An 18,106-nucleotide genomic window follows, 5' to 3' on the forward strand; every position below is an offset into this window, starting at 1 on the left:
GAGTACGGCCTGAAGACCGCGACCAATCCCGGCGGCGGCCTGCCTGCCGCGCTGCTGCCGCTGGCCGGGATCTCCGGCACGGTGATCGGCTCGCTGATCTGGGGTTGGCTCGGCGACCGGATCGGGCGCAAGGCGGCGATCCTGCTGGCCGGGGTGTTCTTCGTGGCCACCTCGGTGTGTGGTGCGATGCCGAGTTTCGCGCTGAATCTGGTGATGTGCCTGATCATGGGTATCAGCGCGGGCGGCATGCTGCCGATCGCGTTCACCCTGCTGGCCGAGACGATTCCGGCGCGCCACCGCGGCTGGCTGCTGGTGTTGATCGGCGGCGATATCGCGGGCGCGTACGTCATTACCAGTTGGTTGTCGTCCACCATCGGCGACAGCTACAGCTGGCGGGTGATGTGGCTGATCGGGTTCCCGACCGGGCTGCTGACCATTCTGCTGACCCGCTGGGTCCCCGAGTCACCGCGCTTCCTGCTCGCGCTCGGCCGCCGCAACGAGGCCGAGGAGGTGCTGCGCGCCTATAACGCGTCCATCGTTTCGGTCGAACAGTCCGAGCTCACCGCCGGATCGGGCGTCACCGGCGGGTATCGGCGATTGCTGCAACCACCGTTCGGCGGCATCACCACGGTGCTCGTGCTGGTCGGGCTCGGCGTCGGCCTGGTCGTCTATGGCTTCCAGCTCTGGTTGCCGACCAACCTGCGCCAGCTCGGCTACAGCGGCGTCTCGGCCGATCAGATCCTGCGCGACTCCGCGCTGATCGGCTTCCCGCTCAACTTCCTTGTCGCCTACTGCTATCACCGCTCCTCGAAATGGACGATGGTGACACTCAGTGCGCTGCTGGCGATCTCGCTGTTCGGGTTCGTCGCATTCGGTGATCGAGTCGCGGAAAACAAGACGCTGCTGTACGCGCTGCTCATTCCGCCGATCTGGGGCGCGAGCTCGGTGGTCGCGGTGCTCGTCGCCTACGGCGCCGAGGTCTACCCGACCCGGATACGTTCTCGCGGCGCCGGTTTGGCGGCGGGCATGAGCAAGGCGGGCGGCGTCATCGTGATCGCGCTGGTAGTGCTTGCCGTTGCGACGCCATCGATTTCGACGACCGCGCTCATCAGTGCCATCCCGATGACCATCGCGGCGGTGGCAGGCATCGCCTTCCTGATCGAGACCCGCCGCCGCCCACTGGAGGAAATCACCGCAGCCGAACTACGCGTGACCGCTTGATTCGCTGCCAACGGAACGGAGGACCATATGAAGACCCGACTTTCGTGGTTCTCCTGGCTGATCGTTTACGTCGCCCTCTGCGGCCTCGTCGTGTGGCTTCTCGCGATCGGCTGGAATCACCCGTACCCATAGATATCTCACGCTGCACGGTACGGTTCGAGTGCGCGACGCAAAGACTCCGGAACCCGAGTCGGCTCGACCTGACCTTCGTTGTCACGCAGGCACGCAACCCGCTGACGACCACGGGCGACGAGCTGCTCGGTGCCATTATCGGTCTGGATATAGGCGAATTCGAATTCGATCTGAGTCTGCGTGAGGTCGACCAGGGTCATCCGGATCGTCAACTCCCCGAAAGCGGTCAGCTCGGCGAAGTATTCGCATTCGCACTTGATGGTGAACAGCTTGAGGTCGTGGCGGATCGCGTCGAGGATGTCGGGCGCATGCTCGGCGAGGAACATCTCGCGGCACCGTCCCTGCCACCGGAAGTAGTGCACGAAATAGACGTTGCCGACGAGATTCGTCTCCTCGAAGCCGATGGTGTGGGTCATCTCGTAAGCGCGCACAGCTCAGCTCTTTTCGGCGATCGAGAACACCATCGGCAGCGCCGACGGCACGGCGACGGAGGTCGCGAAGGTCCAGACGAGTTGCCTGCCATGCCGGAAGGCCAGCCAACCGCCGGCGGCCGAATCCCGGTCCAGCGTCAACCGCGCCCAGGTGACCGACGTGCCGAGCTTGGTGACGGCTTCGCGCGCGCCCCAGACCCTGGTCGCGGCGGTATCCAACGACTCCCCCGCGATGCGGCAACAGGCCTGCGCGAGCGTCAGGCCCGGTTCGCCGAGCAGTTCGGTCCACTGCGCCGCCGACCGCGGCGCGACCGGTTCGAGATCGCATCCCACGGGGCGCGCCGCCGCGACGGCGGCGGTGAGACCCATTGCGTGCGAGAGGCTTACGCAGCTGTCCGGCGTCTCGGGTCGGCCGTCGGGCCGATGCCGCAGCACGGCCTCGCGGTCGACGGCGACGCTCAGAGCGCGTCGGCTCGCCTCGTGACGCGTCCTGGTGCCGTCGCGGACGACCCCCACCCGGACGGGGTCGGGCAGCAACTCGTCGAGGCGCCGCTGCAGATACGGACCGAGCAGTTCGGGCGTCCAGCCGCCGGGCAGCGCGAGCGGTGCCACGGCGATCAGCTCGAGTCCCTCCCAGGACGCGACGAGTATGCCGCGGTCATCTTGAACGACAACGTCATACACGTATCGCGGCCCGTCGTGGGTCCGCTCGCAGGCGGACAGCGTGACCGTCCGCACCTCGGGCTCGACCGGAAATGATCGCACCCGTTCGACTTTCGACGGCAGCAGCGTCGCGTCGGGGACGCAGACCTGGATGGCGTGCATGCAGGCGTCGCGCACCGCCGGGTCGGCCAGGACGAGCGAATTCGGCAGCAGCGGGGAGAACCACCGCCCGCCGCCGATCCGCAGCCGGGCAACGCAGTGCCGTGCGGACAACTGCCAGTACTCCTGCACTGACCGAAACAGTGGCCCGTGGAACATGATCCGGTCGTAGAAGTCGGTGTCGACCGTCAGGTCGAGGGCCGATCCGGTGATCGCCGCACCAACCGGCGCCTCGTCCGCCCGCACCCGCTCACACCTACCGCGGAAGTGGTCGATCTGGAATCCCGTTGCCTGCGAACGAATGACGGCGTGCACCCGGTCGCCCGAGCGCACCGCCGACACCCGGATCGTCGTCGCGGCGTCCGAGGCGACGACGATCGGCCGATGAAATTCCAGCCGGGACAGCTCGATTCCGTCGCGCGTCCCGAACAGCGCCGCGGCCGCCTGCGCCATCGCCTCCATGCCGAGCACGGCGGGGAACAGGGCATCGCCCGCGAACCGATGGTCGGCGAGGTACGGGTCGGTGGCCGTGGACAGGTCGGCGTCGGCGACCACTTCGATCCCGGGGAAGTGCAGCCGTGGCCGCTCCAGGAAGCGCAGCAGCGGCAGATCCACGTCCTCGAAGCGGAGTGTCGGCAGCTCGGCGGTCCGCCCGATGACGATCGCGCTGGTCGGGCCGGGCCCGGTGGCCAGCAGATCGAGCATGGCCGCCGCGCCCGCGTCGGCTGGAATGGGCTCGATGCCACTGTGCAGCAACGTGTTCAGCACGCCGAGCCGTTCGCCCATGCCGATGCCCGCCCAGACCGACCATTCGATGGTCAGGCAGCGGCACGACGGCAGCTCGGCGGCGAGCGCATCGATGTCCGCGCGCAGCCAGTCGTTGGCGATCGCGTAGTGCGCCTCACCACGCAGTCCGGCGCGGCCGATGATGCTGCCGAAGCCGACGACGAATCGAAGTCGCGCCCGATCGAGCGGCCGGATCAGGTGGTGCAGGCCGTCGATCTTGGGCGCGACCGTGCGCGCGAACTCGTCGCTGTCGAGTGCACCGACCGCCGTTGGCGTGTTGACGCCCGCTCCGTGCAGAATGCCGGTGATCGGGCCGAGCTGGTCGCCGATCGCGGCCACGGCCTCCGCGACTCGCACGGGATCGGTCACATCCGCAGCGAAATACGCTGCGGTGATGCCGGATTCGTGGAGCCGCGCCAGCTCGGCGACGACAACGGGATCGTCGGCGGCGGTGCGCGCGATGACCGCCAGCGCGCAGCCGGTCCGCCGGGCCAGCGCGGCCGCGCATTCGACGGTGATGCCCTGAATCCCGCCGGTGACCGCGACCACGTCCCCGGCGGCTACGGGAAGTCCGGCAGGCTCCAGGGTCAGCTCGCGCAGCACCGGTTCGGCCCGAGTGCCTTTGGCGTCGTAGCGAACCTCGCGGAACGTCACCGTGGCAGCGACATCGGCGCGCACGAGGCCCGCGATCCGCTCGGCGGCCAGGCCCGCCGCCACATGCACCACGGTGGTGCGGACAGCCGGTACCTCTAGATGCACGCTCTTGGCGAGAGCCGATGCCGCGCGGCCACACTCGTCGTCGACAACGACCAGGCGCGCACCGGTGTCGGCGGCGGTCCGGGCCGCACGCAGCATCCGATCGATCGCGTCATTGACCGACTCTGTCTGCGGCGCAGCGAGACTCAGCACCACACCCGCGCCCAGTCCGATCAGCCGACTACCGATCACGGTGGCAAGCCGATCCCCCTCCGGGGCGAACACTTGCCATCGCCCCTCCTCGAGGTCGCTGTAGCCCGTGGAAGGAACCGGCCGATCGATCCACTCCACGGTGCACGGCCGCACCCAGACATCGGCCCCGACGAGCTCGTCGACCACGGAATCCGTTGTGCCGGAAGCATCCTCGATCGCCTCCGCGAGCTCTGCGATCGTCGCGGTGGCGACAGCGGTGGTCGGCCCTGGCACCGACGCGCCGAGCTGCCGCGCCGTGTCGGCCACCAGCTGCGTGATCGTGATGCTGCTCAGGTGCAGGTCGTCCATCGGACGCAGGTCCGGAGTGATCGCCTCGAGCGGCAACTCGGCGCGGCCGGCCAGCAACGCACGCAGCGCCTCGAGCGGCGAGCCGGGTGCCGATGGGCCGGGTCGGACGTCGACGTCCGACCGCGCGTCAGACGGTGCGGTGTACATCGGGATGACGTCGTCCGGCGCTTGCTCACAAGGGTTTTCGATGAAGACGAACCGCTTGTCCGTCGTGATCGGCCGCGAGAACCGTTCGGCCAGCAGCCCACGCAGATCCGGACGCGCACCGAGGGCGTAGCACGCGCCGAGCGCACGCAGCACCCCCGCCACCGAGTCGCCGTCGGTTTCCATGGCCACCACCGGGACCGCCGGACAGACCTCGGCAGCCAAGGCCGTCAGCGTGCTACCCGGCCCGACCTCGACCAGCAGATCGCACCCCTGCGCCAGCTGCGTCAGCGCGGCCGCGAACCGCACCGGGGCCCGCACCTGCCGTTCCAGCAGATCCGCAACAGGCGAACCCGGCTCCAGCGGTTCCCCGGTGACCGTCGACACCAGCCCGGGCCGTTTGACGTGCGACATGGCGATCTCGTCGAGATACTCCCGAAAGACGCGAGCCGCGGGCGCCACCAACGGTGAATGAAAAGCGTGAGATACCTGCAGAATTCGGCCGCGCAGTCCTCCGGCACGCGCACTCGCCAGTACCGCATCGACGGCCGCGGTGGGCCCGGCGATCACCGTCTGCTCGGGCCCGTTGTAGGCGGCGATCACCACCGGGCCGCCGGCGAGCAGCGGCGCGACCCGATCGGCCGACGCGTGGATCGTGCCCATACCGCCGGGCTCGGCCACGGTCGCCATCGCCCGTCCCCGGAATTCGGCCGCACGAACCAGTGTCGACTCGTCGAAGACCCCGGCCCAGTGCAACGCCACCATTTCGCCGACACTGTGTCCGACACAGCCGACCGCCTCCAGATCCGCGGTCGCCAGCAGGCGCAGCCCGGCGAGCGATGCGGTCACGATGCGCGGCTGGGCCTGCTCGGTCTGCAGGCTGCCCGAGCGAATACCGACCTGCTCGTACAGGTCCGCGACCACTGCGAACCGGCGCGCGGCCACGCCGCCATCGCCGCGCCCCGGCGCACCCTGGCCCGGGAACAGCAACCCTATACGCGGCCCGGCCGCGGTGTCCGACCCCAGGAATTGGCCACGCGCGCCCTCGATTCGGTGGCTCGCACCGGCGTCGAGGGCGTCGGCGAGTTCGGTGAGCGAGCGAGCGGCCTGCTCCTGGCCGGTGGCGACCACGGCCGCCCGGACCGGCAGGTCGGCGTCCGACCGAATCAGCTCGCAGGCCAGATCGCCCAGTTCGGCGAACGAGCACTGAGCGGCAAGGGCCGCGACGACGCGAAGCCTGGCCTGCAGTTGCGCAGGCGTCGCCGCCGACAGCACCAACAGCTCCGAGTCCTGCGCACTGTGCGCTAGACGCCCGGACAAGGTGCGCGACAACGGCTTTGGTCGACGGCACCCCTCCAAGGCAACGTGCGTGTTGATGCCACCGAAGCCCAGCGACGACAGACCGGCCCGCCGCTGGTCCGGCCGAGGCCAAGCCCGAGCCGTGTCGGGCAGATAGAGCGCACTGTCCGCGAGCATCGGATGGGCACGCTGACTACCGGTGATCGGCGGAATCACCCCGTGATGCAAGGCGAGCGTGGTCTTGATCAGCGCCGCGAGTCCTGCCGCCGCCTTGGTATGCCCGATATTGCCCTTGATCGCGCCGAGCGCGACCGCCCCGTCCGCCGAGCCGGCGGTGCGCAACGCCCTATCGAACGCTTCGAGCTCAGTACGGTCACCCACCGCGGTGCCCGTGCCGTGTCCTTCGAGGTAGCCGACCGTATCGATCCCGAAACCCGCCATGCCGTACGCATTTTCGATAGCCCGCAGATGACCGTCACGGTCCGGCCGGGTGATATTGCCGCGACCGTCGGACGATATACCCCACCCCGCGACCGTCGCATAGCAGCGCAGGCCTCGCTCGACCGCGTCCTCCTCGCGCACCAGCACGACAACCCCGCAGCCCTCACCCGGCCAGAAGCCGTTCGATCGTTCGTCGTAAACACGCATCTCGGACGTAGACAGCGCATCGGTTTTCGCGAACCCGACCAGTTCGAACGGATCGATCGACACATCGACCCCGCCGACCACGACCGCGTCGAGGCGCCCGGCCACCAGCGCATCGCAGGCATAGGTGACCGCGAGCAACGAGGACGAGCAGGCCCCATCCACGGTGAAACCGCCACCGCCCAAATCGAAGTGGTTGCAGACCCGCCCCGCGATCGTATTCGCCAGGCCGCCGGCCAGACTGTCCTCGGTGATCGCCGGAAACGGCGCCTTGTAGTCGGACTCGTATTCGGCCAGGAATTCACCGATCTCGGTATCCGCCCAGCCACGCCTGCGCAGCGCGGCGGCCAGCGTGCGGCGCACATACGGCCACCGCAATCGCATGCCGGTCGCCCGAGTCATGTCTCCGGTCAGGGTGTTGCCGAACACCACGCCGGTCCTGGCCCGCGCCAAGCCCTCCCCGGCCGGAAACCCGGCGTCGGCCAGCGCGGCCGCCGCGGTATCGAGCGCAAGCCAGTGGGCGATATCGGCCGATCGATAGAGTCCCGCCGAAATCCGGTGTCGCGCACGGTCGAACGACCACCCCTCCAGCACCGCGGCATGCGTCGCATGGTGCCGATCAGGCGCGGCGGGATCGGCCGAGTAGTAGTCCGCCGCGGCGAGCCGGACGTCCGGTATCGGCCGGAACGCGCGCCGACCCGCAAGGACGTTCTCCCACAGCTCGGCAGGCGTCGCCGCGTCGGGATAACGACAGGCCATCCCGACGATCGCTGGGCGCGTCATCGATCAAACCCGCTGAGCACTCGGGACAGGCGAGCCGATCGGAACCGGCTCGGCCGCACGATGTCTCGCCGCAGCCACGCCCACCGCCACCCACGCGGCGATCCCGCGGATCGCGCAGACGATGGTGACGGCGAAGAACAACGTGTAGACCACGCCGAAGACCATCAGCACCCCGTACACGGCCGCGGCCGAACCGCCGAACATGAACTGCGCCTTGGCCCCGAACGGCGTCGTGCCGGGGTCGGTGATCATGTAATTGGTGAACAGCAGGAACGCGGTACCGGTCATCGTGCCGATCGCGGCCACCATCGCCACATCGAACAGCGCGTGCCGCACGAGCGCCTGGATGACGAACCCGCCGAGCCACCCGACGATCAGCGGTATCCGCCGCACGAGCGTGGCGTTCAGTAGCGTGCCCGCGGTGAGCAGGACCAACGGCACCGCGATGCGGAACATCGTGTCGATGTTCTCGCCGAACTCATATGGCGGCGCGACGCTGACCCACCCGCTGAAACACAACAGCGCCACCGTGATTCCGAAATTCGACGGATTCATGAAATGCCGCATGCGCCCGCCGAACGGCGCCTGGAACACATACTTGCTCGCGATCGCGGCGACCACCCCGAACAGCACCGGCCAGAACTGATTGTTGGCGTAGAGCAGCATGTTCACCGCGAGGCCGGTGATGTGGGCGGGCAACAGGAATTCGTACACCCCGCGCATCCGCCGCCCGCCGTATCGTGGCGCGGTGCCGTGCGCCCACGCGCTGATCGTCTCCAGCAGCAGATCGGTGGCACAGGCGGTCAGCACCGCGAGGATGGGCCACAGCGGTGGCTGCTCGAAGCCGAGCAGGGTGTAGCCGAAGATGTTCAACGCGGTGAGCGAGATCGCGAAGTTCCGCAGCGCGAGATAGCGGGTGTCCTTGACCGGTGCGGGACTGATGTCGGGTTTTGCGCCGGGACGCGCGCCGTTGGTGGCGGGCGGTGCCGCGGGCGCGGATCGGCGTTTCCGGATGAGCGTTGTCATGGGACCGTGATCTCCTTGCCGATCTGTGTTGCGGTGTCGGTCAACAGCAGTGCGTGGGTACCGGGTGCCAGCTGGAAGGTCTGGTGATGGGGCGTTCCGGTGTTGTCCAGCCAGTCGATGTCGGTGGTCACCGGGCCGGTGGCGGTGCCGAGGCCGAAGTGCACGTCGAAGGCGCGTTTGCCGCTGTGACCGCTGCCGCCGTCGAGTTGGCTGCGCATGGTCCGCCCGTCCGCGGTGTGGATCGTGACGGTCGCGTTGTATGCGGGCGCGCCGAGGGCGGATGCCCCGGTGGCCGGGCGGTACAGCTGCAGTTCGAGGGGTTGGCCGAGTTCTGTCGAATGGTTCGCGTAGAAGGCCGGAGGTCCCCACTGCCTGGCGACCGCGAAATCGAGCGTGCCGGTGCCGGTGGTGTCGGCGACCGCGATGCCGCGCGTCGGGATCGCCGCGTTGGTGCCGACCTGATCGGTGATGTCGACGTACTTCCCGTCGCTGCCCTTGGCATAGAGCGCCATGGTGTGATCCCCGGCGATGTCGTCGCCGGGCGTCACCCGCGGCCACGCCGCCGGATCATGCAGCAGCACATCGTTACTGGTGGCCAGCTCCTGCAGCCAGGGCCACCGGTTGCCGCCATTACCCTGCACGAACCCGGTCGTCTGCAGCACGTCGACGGTGCCGGAGTTACGCAAGTCGGCCGCCTTCACGTCCCAGCACCAGCCGGTCCAAGCCAGCCCGAGATCCTGGGCGTGCTGGGAGAACGGCGCGTGCCCGGCGTCGAGCTGGGCGCGCATGTCGGCGGGCGTGGCGGCGTCGTTGCGCCACACGAAGTTGCTCTCCTGCAGGCCCCACTTGGTGGTGATATTGCTGACGACCAGATCGAACTTGCCGCGGTCGTACATGTCGACGAAATCGACACCCATGCCCTTGAACGAATCATTGCCCAGCACAAACGATTTCGGAGTCGTCCAGTCCCGCTGTCCGATCGCGGTGGCGAACCGGATCCGGCCCGGCGTCGACAGGTTGGCGAGCAGGTGGTCGTGCCCGAAATCGTTGGCGATGTACAGTTCCGGCAGCAGATCGCCGGTCAGGTCTCCCGCGCCGAGCGCGAGCGTCCAGCCGGTCGCGACATCGAACGGGATCGCGTCCTTCTGTTCCATATAGGTCGGGCGTCCGGACGGATCGTTGCCGTTCCAGCGGAAGACCCGCTCACCGGCGGCGTTCTTCGCGTTCGACATCGAATCGTTCATCGCCACATCGGGATGGCCGTTCGGGTCGAGCACGCCGGAGTCGGGAAAGTAGTTGCCGAAGACGATGTCCGGATGGCCGTCACCGTCGAAGTCGGCGATCGTGACGGCGTTCGTGTTCCACTGCGCGCCGTTGTAGTGACCCGGCGTGCTGCCCGACGGGACGACCTCGACCGGCTCGTACCCGGACGCCGTCAACTCGCCGGCGGCGTTGCGCAGGAACAAGATCGGGGTGCGGCCCCAGTAGTAGACGAGCAGATCCATCCGTCCGTCGCCGTTGAAATCGCCAGGGGCACAACCCATCGGCGCCATGGTGGAATCCAGCACCAGCGGATCGGGTCGCAGCACGAACGGCGTGAAGCGGTCGTTCTGCGCCGCCGTCGGAGTGTAAGTCACCACCACCGCGTCGGTGCGGGTGTCGACCAGGCACATGCCGTCGGATCGGCCGTGCCCGACCAGGTCGTTGATCGCGATCGAGGCGCCGACCGAGGAGATCCACGATCGAATATTCTGATAGCCCGGATTCACTTGGCGCACGGTGTTTTTCGGCAATGCGTCGTAATCCGGTGGCATCGCGACGTCCATCGACTGGAGCTGGTAGCCCGACGCCACCGTGGTGGGTGCTTCGGTGGTGACCTGTGCTCGGGCGATCAGAAAGACCGAAACCAGCAACGCCACCGCGCAGAGTGTCGGCGCCAGCAACCTGATGCGAGTCTTCATTCGTGGACCTGCGCCTTCGTCGTGGGGTCAAGGGTCGAACTCGACTCGGACGGCAGGCACCGCTGCCGAATACGTTCCCGCCACACCTCGTAGGCGACCCGCCCGTCGATGGTCGGCTCGGTGGGGCGGGTATCGCGGGCGATCGCGGCGGCCGCGTCGGCGTCATGGCCGGTGAGGAGCCGGGCCGCGAACTCGGTGTGCGGCTGCGGGATTCGGGCGCGCGCCCTGGCCTCGGCGGCGAAGGCCACACCCTGCCCGAGGCATCGGCGATCCGCGACCGACCGGTGCTCGAACACGCCGAGATCGGCCGGGACCGCGCCACCGGCGTAGCCGATCGCCAGGCCGAGCCCGGCCAACAGGTCTCCCCGCCGGTGCGCGGGGAACTCGTCGATCATCGCGCTCGCCACGCCGGGATCGGCGCCCGCGACGAACCACATCGCCCGGCCGATCCCCTGATCGATCGCATGCTGCGCGTAGTCCGCGTGCCTGGGCAACGGCACCGGCGGCTCCGCGTCGACGTACCGCCGTCGCACGTAGCGGTCGGTGTGGAAGTACGCTTGGTGAAATCCGTACCCGTCCAACGCGAGCCAGCTCAGCACCGGATCGGTCAACCCGGTCAGCGCCGCCCGGCGCAGCGGGCGGGGCAGCCTGGCCAACGCCCAGCCCGCACCGACATAGATCATGTACACGTGCTCGTCGGCGACCGCGAGGAAATCCGCGACATGATGAGAGTGGCCCAGCGGCAACGCGTCTCGGATGGCCAGGGCCATCGCCGCGCCCTCGAAGGTGAATCCTCGGCGGGACTCGCCGATGTCGCGCAGCACCGCCGCGGCCTCCCCCGCGGTGTCCCGCTCGGCGGCGACAGCGAAGCCCTCGACGAAGGCCGTGCCCGCGGCCTCCAGCTGGGCCTTCGCCCTGGGATCGCGCGTCGGGAAACCGCGCACCTCCAGCGACACCTGTCGCACGTCCGGAGTAAGAATTCTGCGGCGAATCCGACCTGACCACACAGACATCCGAGCGCCTCCTTCAGGGAGATGTGCTCAAGATTGACACTGTTAGGCCACCCGAAGTTCTCCGGCGTTGCCCATTCGCTATCCGGCGGCACCCTCGGCCGGTTCGGGCGCCGGGAGCACCCGGGCGGCGGCCGCGCTGATCAACGCGACGAACTCGGCCACGATCCGGGTCGGCTCGTAGAGTTCCTTCCCGTGCCACAGCGGGGTTTCGATCGATGGCGCATGCTGTAAGAAGTGGGCGCCGGCGCGTACTGCGGGCAGTCGATCGGTGTCCACGAGAATGCTTACGGCATGGGCGGTTTCCTCACGGGTCCCGGACCAGCGGCCCCATGATCCGTCTTCGCGCTGCTGCGCACAGGTCCACGCGATCGCTCGCTCTACCGCACGTGCGGCGTTCGGATCGCTGACGGTACGCAGGGCGAAAACCGCTGCAGCGGTGGCATAGAACGGCGAGGCATGCCATTTGTCGAGCCAGAACCCCTCGACGGACTGGGTTTCGAGCAGATAGGCCGTTGCCGTCGCGATGCCGCGGCGAATGTGCGCCTCGCGAGATCCCCGGTGCCAGCGCACGGCCAGCACCTCGAGCACGTGCGCGTTGGCCGAACAGGACGCGGTCCGCTCGCCGACGAAGGTACAGAACCGATCGGCCTGCTCGTAGTGCCGTAGTTCGACGGGATCGCGATGGACGCCGAGGGCGGCCAGGGCGAACAGCACGATCGCGGTGTCGTCGCTGTCCGCCGCGAGGGCCGGGCCTGCTCCGCAGCCGGTCTCGCCGAGTTGCGCGGCGAGCCAGTGCGCCAACGGCCGGGCGGTCGACGGCCGGACCGTGACGCCCGCGTGCGCGGCGGCACCGATCAGCCAGGACAGTTCGAAGATGCGCACCGGTGCCACGGTCGGCCACGCGCCGTTCAGCCGATTCCCCTCCAGCCGTAAATAATCGAGCGCTGCGGGGGCAGGTCGATCGCTCCATGCCAGTGCGGCCGCCGTTGCCGCCGGGGAACAGGCCAGTGAACCGTCGGCGGCGAGATAGTCGGCGTGACGGTAGTTCGCTGGGAGTCCGGTCAGGACCTCGAGGGAGTAACGCGCTGAGGGCGGTAGATCGCCGTGTGCGGCGGCATACCGGAGGCGGTGCAGGGCGGTCAGCTCGGCGCGATGATGGTGCAGGGCCGCGCGAACAGCTGGGTGCGGCAAGCGATCTCCCATCGCCTCCAACAGCGCGGGCACGATGAATTCCACGGCGATCGTGTCCGGCAGCGACTGCGGGGCGATGCGGACCGAGCCGAGGAAGTCCAGCGCGTGCGCCGCCGCGGGCCTAGCCCGCGCCTGGCCGGCGTCAGCAAGAGCCAACAGGGCCTCGGCGGCCGACAAGGTCGGCACGACGCGATACTCGCGCGGCGCGGACCGGTATCCCCAACTGCCATCCGGCAACTGAGCCCGCAGCAGCCGATCGACGGCCGGCGTCACCATCGTCGCAAGCAGCGCGGGCGGGCGGCGCACCCTACTCCGGACCACCCGGGCGGTATCGTACCAGGACGGGCCGAGCACACTGGTCGGTCCCGACACGATATCCGCCAGGGCGCTCTCGAAGTGGCTCATACCCGTTGGTCCGGACGGTATTTGGCGGTGGTGGACATCCAGTGCGCGCTGGCGACGAACCAGCCTTCGTAATGGTCCAGATAGCGCTCGAGCGAATACACGCTCGGATTCGTGCGGGCCAGACCGGGAAACACCAAGCCGGGCAGCGCCTCCCGTAGCTCCACGAAGGTCCGCACTTCCTCGTTCGCCAACTGGATCGCCCAGTCGATGGATTTTCGTCGCTGCCAGCCGAATTCGTGCTCGGCGACGACCACCAGGTTCGTGCTCAGCGTGCCCTCGGTCCGTAGCGAGTACACGTCGTTCACCCAGCACGAGTAGTTGCCGACCGCGGCATCGACCAGCTCGATGATCGGATGCGCCTTCACCCACGGCGCCAGCTCCAGCTCACAGAGCAGGAAGTTCAGCTCCCTGGATGCGGGCACCGCGCCGATGTGCGGGCGCATCCGCAGATACTCCGACAGCGAGGGCACGCCGCCGGTCTCGCGCAGCCGAATCTCCCAGAGCGTGGCACGCACGTACCTCAGCAGCTCGTGCCTGAACGGGCCGAGGTCCCACCCGGGTTCGAGCACACGGATCTCGTCGAGCAGCACGGACAGCAGCCGCAGCGCGGCGTCGTCGTCGCGTTGGCGCACGCCGCCCGCCGCGAGCTCGGCGACCCGGCGATGAATGGGCTCGACCGCGTCGATCCGGTCCAGCGGCAGCCGATCCGCCCACGCGTCATCGAACAACCAGAAGAAGGCGAACCACAGCGCCGCCACCCGCAACCGTGCCAGGGAGACGAACGGATAAGCGAGACCGGTGAGCCTGCCGAGGTCGAACCCGCGCAGCGCGGCATCGGCACCGACGGAGGCCAGCGCGTCGCGCAGATAGCCCTCGACCTCGCCCGCGCGGCGATTCTCGCGAACGGTGAACGGGCAGTCGAGCGAAACCGTCATCGCTACCACCTGATCGGCAATCGCAGCACGTCCGGCGCGATGACACCGCGCCGGAATTCGAGAGTGGATTCCGGGACGGCCAACTCGATTCCGGGCAGGCCCCTGGCGATTTCGGTCAGCGCCACCTGGAGTTCCATCCGCGCCAGCGCCGCACCGAAGCAATAGTTCGTGCCGCGGCCGAAGGTGGTGTGATCGGGTGCGCCGCGGCCGGGGTCGATCAGGCCGGGATTCGGATACCGCGCCTCGTCGTGGTTCGCCGACTCGAGTCCCGCGACGACGACGCTGCCCGCCGGAATGCCGCGGCCCGCAAGCTCGACCTCCTCGAGGGTCAGGCGCGGCAGCGAGGTCGCGGCGGGCGTGGTGAGCCGCAACAACTCCTCTACCACCGCCGGGATCGAATCCTCTTGCTCGCGAATCAGTTCGAGTATTTCGCGCTGCCGGCACAGGATCGGCAGGCCGCGACTCAGGGTCACCGAGACGGAGTGGAATCCGGGGAGGCAGGTGCGCATGGCCAGCTGGGGAAGCCGATCCGCAGCCATCGCGGGCGCGCTGGTCTGGTACGCCGTGACCAGGTGACCGAGCAGATCGTCGGCGGGCTCAGCGTATCGCTTGTCGACCTGGGCCCGAAAGTACTCGAACAACTCCTTCGACGCTCGATCCGATCGCTCGTCCTCGGATTCGACAACCACGAGCGGTGCGCGTTCGGCTATCCAGGACCGATCATCGACCGGGATGCCCGCCAATTCGCCCATCACCGTCATCGGCAGCGCCGTCGTCAGGGCGGCGACCGCATCGACCGGCGGCCGCTGCGCGCGAATGGCGTCGACGAGTGCCGCGGCCACCTGCCCGGCCCGCTCCCGGAATCGTTCGACCGCGCGCGGCGTGAACCAGCGATTGAGCAGTTCGTACGGCATCGAATGGTCGGCGGATCCGGTGTTCTCGGCGCGCTCGGGCGGCAGATAGGCGACCAGCCGGGTCGGATCGGTCTTCGACAGCGCGGCCCGGCTGAATCTCGAATCCTCCAGCACCGCACGCACATCGGCGTACCGGGTGACCAGGTAGGCCGGGACGCCGTTGGGCAGCGTCACCGCGGCCACCGGGCGGTGGCGGCGCAGCAGCGAGTACAGCGGGTGCGGATGCAGCGAGGTGCCGCGGTCGAACGGGTAGTCGAGCGGTTCCGGCGGCAGTGTGCCGCTGCTCAATTGGGGATCCATGGCTTACCGGTCCCGATAGACGATCAACTCGGCGAGTGCGCAAAGACGCGCCGCGGCTTCGGGTTCCGGGTCGATGCTGTGCAGGGCGGCGAGCGCCTTCTGTAAATGTTCGGCCGCCATCTCCTCGGCTAACCTGCGGCCACCCGCCTCCGCTACCAGCGAGCCGATCTCGGCCAGCCGGTCGTCGGGAGGTGGGTGCTCTTCGGCGTAGATTCGCGCGAGCCGGTCGGCCGCCGGAGTTTCCGACGCCAATGCCGCGATCAATGGCAAGCTTTTACCTGTCCGCAGATCCGCACCCGTCGGTTTACCGGTGGCCCGCGAATCTCCCCAAATGCCGAGCACATCGTCCCGCATCTGAAACGACAGCCCTAGATGGTGGCCGAATTCCTCGATGGCCTGGATCTGCGATGCCGAACCACCGCCCGCCGCAGCGCCGAGCGCGCACCCGCACGCCAGCAGAGCGCCCGTCTTCTTCGCCGCGAGCTCGAGATAATCCTCGGACGTACCGCGACCCGCGACGACAGCCGAGTCCAGTGCCTGCCCGTTCGCCAGATCCACCATTGCTCGGGCCAACCTGCCAAGCGGCTCCGCCTGTCCCCCTTCGGAATTGGCCAGCACGGAAACCCCGAGTGAGAACAGTGCGTCACCGGCGAGCAGCGCCGCGGGTATTCCGAATATCGACCACACCGTCGGCCGGTGCCGCCGCGTGCGGTCACCGTCGATGATGTCATCGTGAATCAGCGTGAAATTGTGCATCAATTCCACTGCGACCGCCGAATCCACCGCCCGCGCGCGATCCCCGGCGACAGCCTCGGCACACAGCAGCGTCAATGCGGGCCGGACATATTTTCCGCCCGCGCCGGCAGTGGGCCGACCGCGTTCGTCCAGCCAGCCGAAGTGGTAACCGACCACGCCACCCAATGGTTCATCGAGCCGCCGCACCTGGGCGCGTAACTGTTCGTCGACGAGGGTGTGCACGGCGCTCAGAAAGCCCCACGCAATGGACCTCGCGGAAACTTCCGTGCCATCCTTCATTGGTTGATTGTGCTGTGATGACGAAGTCGGACTCTTCTTCATTGTTGCTGAACGACAACGCAATCGACGAGAAATGGTCGGCGGCTGACAGCGGTAATGTCGCGAATATGCTGGACGGCCGCACGATTCCCACCGCGCCTGGTGCGCTTCCACTGGTCGGTCATGCGATTCCTCTGTTACGGAATCCGTTGGCGTTTCTGGCCACCCTGCCCCGCTATGGGAATCTCGTGCGGATCGGCGTCGGGCCCTATCGAATGCTTGTGCTTTGCGACGCCGACCTCACCAGGGAGGTGCTCGTCGACGACCGGACCTTCGACAAGGGCGGCCTGCTCGTCGAGCGTGGCCGCGAGGTGGTCGGTGACGGTGTCGGCACCTGCCCGCACGGCGAGCATCGATCGCAGCGCCGGCTGACCCAACCCGCCTTCGGGCGCGGCCGATTCCCGGGTTACGCGGCGGTGATGGCGACGCAGGCCGAGGCCATGGCCACCCGCTGGACCGAGGGCACGGTCATCGACGTACTGGCCGAGATGCTCCGAATGACCTGCGCGACAGTGGCACACACCATGGTGTCCGGCAACGCGCTGGACGAGCGAACCCGGGGACAGATCATCGACGACCTGGCGGTGGTGCTGCAGAACATCTATCGCAGAATGTTCATCCCGCCGCCGCTGGACCGCGTGCCGACCCGTGGCAAGCTCCGCTACGACCGGGCGCGCACGCGTCTGCGCGGGACGCTGGCCGAGCTCATCGCCGACTACCGGACCGACGGCGTCGATCACGGCGACATGCTGTCCATGCTGATCCGATCGAGCGACGAGGACCGCACGCTCACCGACGACCAAGTGCACGACCAGATCGTGACGCTGTTCCTGGCCGGAACCGAGAGCACCGCAGCGGTTCTCGCGTGGTGCTGGCACACGCTCGGACAGCGGCCGGAGCTGGAAAAGCGGCTGTGGAACGAGGTCGACGCGATCCCGGCGGACCGGCTGCCGGTGTGGGAGGACATGCCGAACCTGGCGTTCGCCAACAGTCTGGCGACCGAATCATTGCGGATGTATCCGCCCGGCTGGTTGTTCACCAGGGTGACCACCGAGCGCACCATGCTTGCGGGATATGCGATTCCGAAGGGTGCCACCGTCGCCTACAGTCCGCATCTGCTGCAGAATTCAGAATTGTTCACCGCGCCTGAACAATTCGATCCGGAGCGGTGGGCCCCCGAGCGCGCGAGCGAACTGCCGCGAAATGGATTTCTCGCCTTCGGTGGCGGCGCGCGAAAATGCCTCGGCGATGTTTTCGCGCTGACCGAGGCGACCTTGGCGCTGGCCGTCATCGCCCGACGGTGGCAATTGCGCCCGATCACCGATCGCCCGGTCCGCACGATCGTCGACACCACTCTTCGCCCGCGCGGACTCGAAATGCGGGTCGAGGCGCGGTGACAGGTCAGTGCCGCGGTTCGTAAAGCCCGATCTCACCGCCGCCGGGCAGCCGGATCGCCGTGCTGGTGCCCCAGCTCTGCGTGGTGGTCGGCTGGGTGAACTCCACGCCGTCCTTCTCCAGCTGCGCCATCGTCGCTTCGATGTCGTCGCACATCAGATGCAATTCGTGCGGGCTGCCGTCGTCGATCGGGTGCACGGCGAGCTCGGCGGGCGGCATCTCGAACATCAACCAGCCGCCACCCGCGTCGGTGGCGGGAAACCCGAGGACATCGCGCAGGAACTCACGATCCTTGTCGGCGTCGGTGCTGTAGATGATGGCGTGCAAACCATTGATCATGCCCGAATCCTTCCTTTTCGCAAGATAATTCGT

Annotated in this window: 12 protein-coding genes; 2 read left to right on the forward strand and 10 right to left on the reverse strand. The window is 68.1% G+C overall.

Translation table 11 applies throughout. The annotated features are described in order from the left end of the window. The coding region (locus tag ACFWF1_RS30330; RefSeq protein WP_379322237.1) for an MFS transporter at window positions 1–1,221 on the forward strand (1,221 nt) is incomplete at its 5' end. A 137-nt stretch (window positions 1,222–1,358) separates the two neighbouring features. Here the strand turns inward: ACFWF1_RS30330 and ACFWF1_RS30335 are convergent. The 9 genes from ACFWF1_RS30335 to ACFWF1_RS30375 all read right to left on the reverse strand — a co-directional run bounded on the left by ACFWF1_RS30335 (window position 1,359) and on the right by ACFWF1_RS30375 (window position 16,300). Beyond that, window positions 1,359–1,784, reverse strand: a complete 426-nt coding sequence (locus tag ACFWF1_RS30335) for an acyl-CoA thioesterase (protein WP_379281473.1) — start codon at window positions 1,782–1,784, stop codon at window positions 1,359–1,361. A gap of 3 nt (window positions 1,785–1,787) precedes the next feature. Further along, entirely contained in the window at window positions 1,788–7,520 is a 5,733-nt protein-coding gene (locus ACFWF1_RS30340) for an SDR family NAD(P)-dependent oxidoreductase (RefSeq protein WP_379281472.1), read from the reverse strand. A 3-nt stretch (window positions 7,521–7,523) separates the two neighbouring features. Then, entirely contained in the window at window positions 7,524–8,546 is a 1,023-nt protein-coding gene (locus ACFWF1_RS30345) for an enediyne biosynthesis protein (protein WP_379281471.1), read from the reverse strand. Continuing rightward, a complete protein-coding gene (locus tag ACFWF1_RS30350; protein WP_379281470.1) occupies window positions 8,543–10,507 on the reverse strand; it encodes a CRTAC1 family protein in 1,965 nt (654 codons plus the stop codon). The genes ACFWF1_RS30345 and ACFWF1_RS30350 overlap by 4 nt, the downstream gene beginning before the upstream one ends. Beyond that, window positions 10,504–11,520: a DUF1702 family protein gene (locus ACFWF1_RS30355; protein WP_379281469.1), complete on the reverse strand. Its 1,017-nt coding sequence runs from the start codon at window positions 11,518–11,520 to the stop codon at window positions 10,504–10,506. The genes ACFWF1_RS30350 and ACFWF1_RS30355 overlap by 4 nt, the downstream gene beginning before the upstream one ends. Window positions 11,521–11,598: 78 nt before the next feature. Continuing rightward, the gene (locus ACFWF1_RS30360; RefSeq protein WP_379281468.1) at window positions 11,599–13,116 is read right to left on the reverse strand and encodes a hypothetical protein; all 1,518 of its coding nucleotides are present in this window, start codon (window positions 13,114–13,116) and stop codon (window positions 11,599–11,601) included. Then, complete coding sequence (locus tag ACFWF1_RS30365; protein WP_379281467.1) at window positions 13,113–14,051, reverse strand: hypothetical protein; 939 nt, start codon at window positions 14,049–14,051, stop codon at window positions 13,113–13,115. The genes ACFWF1_RS30360 and ACFWF1_RS30365 overlap by 4 nt, the downstream gene beginning before the upstream one ends. Before the next feature lie 2 nt (window positions 14,052–14,053). Further along, window positions 14,054–15,253, reverse strand: coding sequence for a cytochrome P450 (locus tag ACFWF1_RS30370; protein ID WP_379281466.1), 1,200 nt, complete (start codon window positions 15,251–15,253; stop codon window positions 14,054–14,056). 15 nt (window positions 15,254–15,268) lie between these two features. Continuing rightward, window positions 15,269–16,300, reverse strand: coding sequence for a polyprenyl synthetase family protein (locus ACFWF1_RS30375; RefSeq protein ID WP_379281465.1), 1,032 nt, complete (start codon window positions 16,298–16,300; stop codon window positions 15,269–15,271). Between the two features lie 17 nt (window positions 16,301–16,317). Here ACFWF1_RS30375 and ACFWF1_RS30380 point away from each other — a divergent pair, with 17 nt between their 5' ends. After that, the gene (locus ACFWF1_RS30380; protein WP_379281464.1) at window positions 16,318–17,736 is read left to right on the forward strand and encodes a cytochrome P450; all 1,419 of its coding nucleotides are present in this window, start codon (window positions 16,318–16,320) and stop codon (window positions 17,734–17,736) included. A gap of 4 nt (window positions 17,737–17,740) precedes the next feature. On the opposite strand, the gene ACFWF1_RS30385 is transcribed toward ACFWF1_RS30380, so the two are convergent. Further along, window positions 17,741–18,073 (reverse strand): VOC family protein, encoded by a 333-nt coding sequence (locus tag ACFWF1_RS30385; protein WP_379281463.1) that lies wholly within the window; start codon window positions 18,071–18,073, stop codon window positions 17,741–17,743. Window positions 18,074–18,106 lie beyond the last annotated feature (33 nt).

The sequence above is a fragment of the Nocardia sp. NPDC060255 genome (assembly GCF_042727395.1).
In the GTDB taxonomy this organism is placed as follows: Bacteria; Actinomycetota; Actinomycetes; order Mycobacteriales; family Mycobacteriaceae; genus Nocardia.